The 3,010-nt window shown below is 71.7% G+C and carries 2 protein-coding genes; both read right to left on the bottom strand.

Going from position 1 to position 3,010, the window contains the following annotated elements; all coding sequences use genetic code 11:
• On the bottom strand, positions 1-2,494 hold a 2,494-nt coding region (locus tag RT567_RS15510), incomplete at its 3' end, for a glycoside hydrolase TIM-barrel-like domain-containing protein (protein WP_313577131.1).
• 19 nt (positions 2,495-2,513) lie between these two features.
• Complete coding sequence (locus RT567_RS15505; RefSeq protein WP_409516185.1) at positions 2,514-2,993, bottom strand: NlpC/P60 family protein; 480 nt, start codon at positions 2,991-2,993, stop codon at positions 2,514-2,516.
• Between the last annotated feature and the right edge of the window lie 17 nt (positions 2,994-3,010).

Genomic DNA, 3,010 nt, shown 5'->3' with positions numbered 1-3,010 from the left:
AGGCCGCATCCACGCCGCCGCCCTCGCCCTCACCGCGCACCGTCACCGCGCCCAGCTGATAGTCCGCCGCCTCGTCGATGAAGCGCAGCCGCGCCGCGCCCAGCTTAGGCGTCAGCCGACGATCCGCCGCCGCGCTCCCGCCCTTGTCCGGCAGGGCCAGCGCCGCCTGATGCAACGTCATCTCCCGCGCCGTCTCGCCCAGCACGGCCACCCGACCATCCCGCTCCGCCGTCGTCGCCCCCAGCGCCTGCACCAGCGGCGAAAGCGCATCCTTCGTCGCCATCGGCCGGTCGATGACATAGCCCGTCACCGCGCCGTCCACCGCCCCGACCGTATAGTCCGCCTCCGCCAGACCTCCGCGCTTCAGGATCGCCTCGATCAGCCCGCGCGCATCGCCGCCCATCCGCCCGTTCAACCAGTGCCCCGTGCGCCAGGCGCCCGCATCCGCCCACACCTCATGCAGCGCCGGAAACGCCGGATAGGGCCGCGCGTCCCAGCACCAGACATCCGCCCCCTGCAGCATCGGCCCGCCATAGACGCCCGAGATCGGATTGTTCACCGGCTGCGCATAGTGCCCCAGCACCGCCTCGATCAGACGCCGCTGCATCCGGTCGTCCCGCGCCCCGGTCGAGTGCGGCGGCAGGGCGTTCTCGCTGCTCTTCGGATCCTGGAACAGGTTCGGCGCATTGCCCCCGCGATCCACGGCCGCACAGCCGAACTCGGTCAGCCAGATCGGCTTCATCCCCGGAACCCAGGCCGTCGGCGCCGCCTGCCGCACGCCGCCGACGCGCTCATGGTGTGCGTTCGACCACCAGCCCTTCAGATCCTTGTAGCGCCAGAGCCAGTCCTCGCCGTGGGCGCCGTCCGTGATCCCCGTGCGCCGCTGCGCCGCCCGATCCGCCGCGCTGGCGTAGAACCAGTCATACCCCTCGCCGCCCGCGACCTGCGCCGCCAGATAGGCCGGGTCTGACGGTCCTTTGAAGTTTTCCGCGTCCCGCCCGCCGTCGCCCCCGCGCCAGTCGCCCATTGGCGGATACCAGTCGATGCCGACGTAATCGATGTTCGCATCGGCCCACAGCGGATCGAGGTGAAACCTTGCCTCTCCATCCCTCTGCCAGCCGAAATACTCCGACCAGTCGGCGGCGTAGCTCAGCTTGACCCGCGCCCCGACCACCGCCCGACACTCGGCCGCCAGGGCCCGGAACTGCGCCACCGCCGGAAAGTCCCCGTCCGCATCCCGCGTCCAGGTCAGCCCCCGCATCTCCGAGCCGATCAGCAGGCCGTCCGCGCCCTCATCCGCCGCGATCCGGGCATAATGCAGCGCCAGCCGCCGCAGGCCCCAGCCGCCCGCAGTCCCGAACAGGGCCGCGACCTCGGCCGTCGCCCCCGCCCCGTCCGTCCCCGCGATCCGCCCCCGCCATGGATAGCCGGGGCAGTCCATGAAGACGAAGGGATACAGCGTCACCTCCAGCCCGCGCGCCTTCAGCGCCCGGATCGCCTGCCGCACGCTCTGGTCCGACGGCGTCCCGCCATAGGCCGGGCCTTCGCCGCCCTCTCCGTCGTCAACCCTGCTGATCAGATGCGCGCCCGCGCGCGTCATCCCCGCCACGCCCCAGACCAGCGGCTGGGTCGGCTTGTCCCGCCGCTCCACCCCCGGCCGGATGCGACAATGGCCCATCCGCACGTCATCACCGAACCAGCCGACCACCAGACTGACCCGCTTCAACCTCGGCGCTTGGGCTATCAGCTGATCCAGCGAGGCCTCCAGGTCCGTCTGCCCCGCCGTCATATGCACGTTCTCGGGCGTGGATTTCGCCAGTCCCTCGCGCCGCATCACCGGCTCCGTCGCCAGACAGAACTCCCCCGCGCCGGGGATCAGGCACACGCCCTCCAGCCGATCCTCCAGTTGCGGCTCGGCCCCCTGCGGTCGCCGGAACACCTCGAACGCCAGCTGCGGCGGCCGGTCGCCATAGGCGTCCAGCGGCAGATCCTCGAACACCACATAGGCCGTCCCGCGATAGGCGGGCGCCCGTCCCTCCACCGCCTCGATCAGCGGGTCGGGCATCTGATCCTGCGTCCCGCGATGCAGGCGCATCGTCACACCCGCCATATCCATCGGCTGACCGTCGGCCCAGACCCGCCCGATCCCATCGATCGGCCCTTCGCACAGAGCCACGGCGAAGCTTAGCGAATAGGCGTAGTCGACCGTCTTCTGACCGCCCTTGCCGCCCGACCGCTTCTCCTTCCTCTCCAGAAAGCGCGCCGCCCAGATCACCTGCCCGACCACCCGCGCCCGCCCGAAGACGCAGGCCATCGGCGCCCCCTCGGCCGAGGACTGCAGCCTCAGCCCCTCCAGCCTCGGCCCGACCTGCCGTACGGGCGACAGGCCGGCGACCAGCCAGTTATCCGTCGCCCGCCCCAGAACACCGCCGATAAAGCCCCCGATCGGCCCGCCCAGCGCCGACCCGATCCCGCCCAGAACGACCTGCGCCATGCCCGCTCCCTCTTAAACTTCAGGCCGAAATTTCAGGCCAGCGAAACGCCGCGACCAAACGCCTGCGCCACCACGCCCCCATCCAGCTCTCGACCACCGACCGCCCCCAGTAGGCGTGGATCATCCGCCGCTCCGGTCCCTCGACCGCGCTCAGCACGGCGCAGTGTTTGGCCGGACACCCCGCCGCCATGCGGAACAGCAACACATCGCCCAGTCCCGCCTGCTCCGGCGCAATCTCCACCAACCGCCGCCGCGCCGCCGCCCACAGCGTCTCCTCGCCCCCGACCTCGGCCCAGTCGGGGCGATAGGGCGGCGGCGTCTCCGGCTCCTCGCCGATCACCTCGCGCCAGACCCCGCGCACCAGGCCCAGGCAGTCCGCCCCCTCGCCTTTCACGCTGGCCTGATGCCGATAGGGCGTCCCCAGCCAGCCACGTGCGGCGGCCACAACCCGCCCGCGCCACGCCTCTCCCTCCCCTTCATGGGGAGGGTGGTCGCGCAGCGACCGGGTGGGGAGGG

The sequence above is a fragment of the Brevundimonas sp. genome (genome assembly GCF_032107865.1).
Taxonomy (GTDB): Bacteria; Pseudomonadota; Alphaproteobacteria; order Caulobacterales; family Caulobacteraceae; genus Brevundimonas.
Note: the sequence above shows the minus strand (reverse complement) of the source record. Positions and strands in the feature narration are given on the sequence as shown.